This is a genomic window from Clostridium grantii DSM 8605, assembly GCF_900129965.1.
Classification (GTDB): Bacteria; Bacillota; Clostridia; order Clostridiales; family Clostridiaceae; genus Clostridium_AF; species Clostridium_AF grantii.
Genome location: NZ_FQXM01000077.1, coordinates 1 through 1,595 on the forward strand (window position 1 = coordinate 1; position 1,595 = coordinate 1,595).

The window sequence follows — 1,595 nt, forward strand, 5'->3', positions numbered from 1 at the left end:
TATTCTATCATTCTCTGTTTAATTTTCAAAGATCAATTTCTGTTTTGTGAATTTCTTGTTACCATCTTGCGACAGCTTATTTAGAATATCACTTGTTTCTCATGTTGTCAAGAGTTTTTTTTACTTATCTTTCGACGTTTTTCTTAGTTCTCTTGGCGACAAGGAGTATCTTATCATTTATATTTAACTCATATTTTAATAAATTGGCCTATTAATTTAAAAGAGATCTCTATACATATGTTTTACTACCTTTTTCTTAGTATTCCTTATAATAACACGCTAGGATGAGTGTATCTTTTATTAATGTTCTGTAACTGTTATCATGCTAATTCCTTCATATTATACTTATCTATAAAAAATTTTACTTAGTTGTCAAAGCACATAAATATTATGAAGATATATCTTTATAATCTAAAAAAAGGTTAGAATAACTAAAAGTAAGTTTCTTTTAGCTATTTTAACCTTTAAAGTTATTATTTCATTTCTACTGTATATTTACCCTTTAATTCATTTACCTTATTAAAGTATACTTCGCCTTGCTTGTTTTGCATCAAGTTCATCTTTATTTCATTCTTAACTTCTTCAAAACTTCTATACTCTTTTTCACTTTTTTCTTCTACTAAAATCAAATGATATCCAAATTGAGTTTTTACAGGCTCAGTTACTACTCCAATCTCACTTGCAAAAGCAGCTTCTTCAAATTCTCCTACCATTTGTCCTCTACCAAAACTTCCTAAATTTCCACCTTCAGCTTTAGAAGGGCATGAAGAATACTTTGCAGCAGCTTCCTCAAAAGCTAATCCAGCTTTTATTTCTGCTAAAATTTCTTCAGCCTTAGCTTCTTCTTCAACCAATATGTGTTTTGCTGATACTTTTTCAGGTTGAACAAAATTTTCTTTATTTTCTTCAAAGAATTTTAAAACTTCATCATCACTGATTTCTATTTCATTCATTGTATTTTCCATTGACATTTGAGCCAACAATTCTTTTTTAAAAATTTCAAGTCGCTCTTTATAAACCTCTCCATCTATTAAACCACTATCTTTTCCATCATTATAAAATAACTCAAAAGCTATTAATTGCTCAAGCATTTGTGATCTACCTTGCTCATTTGCAAAATATGCTTTTCTATCTTGAGGTATTCTAGATAAAGCTGCCTCTAATTCTTCATTAGTAATTTCAACGCCATTAACTACTGCTAAGACTTTATTTTCCATGTGTATCTCCTTTTATTCTATATTTAGTCTATAAAAGACTCACTTTATTAATAATAACATAAAATTTATTTATATCAAATAATTTCTAAAGTTATTCACGATATGTTAAGAATTTCTTATTGCTTTATTTCCTACTATACTTTACATGATTATAAAATTTATATTTTTATATAAAATAAAAAGCATCTCTATTGAGATGCTTTATGGTGATCCACCGGGGAATCGAACCCCGGACAACTTGATTAAAAGTCAAGTGCTCTACCGACTGAGCTAGTGAATCATGTTACCTGGCAACGACTTACTCTCCCACACAGTCACCCATGCAGTACCATCAGCGTGTTGAAGCTTAACCATCGTGTTCGGAATGGGAACGGGTGT

The 1,595-nt window shown here is 29.7% G+C and carries 1 protein-coding gene, 1 tRNA gene and 1 rRNA gene; all 3 read right to left on the bottom strand.

From position 1 onward, the window contains the following. Positions 1-473 precede the first annotated feature (473 nt). Positions 474-1,217: a peptidylprolyl isomerase gene (locus BUB83_RS21080; RefSeq protein ID WP_073341043.1), complete on the bottom strand. Its 744-nt coding sequence runs from the start codon at positions 1,215-1,217 to the stop codon at positions 474-476. A 204-nt stretch (positions 1,218-1,421) separates the two neighbouring features. Then, positions 1,422-1,497 (bottom strand) — tRNA-Lys (locus BUB83_RS21085). A gap of 5 nt (positions 1,498-1,502) precedes the next feature. Then, positions 1,503-1,595 (bottom strand): 5S ribosomal RNA (rrf, locus tag BUB83_RS21090); the annotation flags it as partial.

Excerpts from the sequence above, each read along its gene's own strand:
- BUB83_RS21080 (WP_073341043.1), bottom strand. The coding sequence starts at position 1,217 with ATGGAAAATAAAGTCTTAGCAGTAGTTAATGGCGTTGAAATTACTAAT.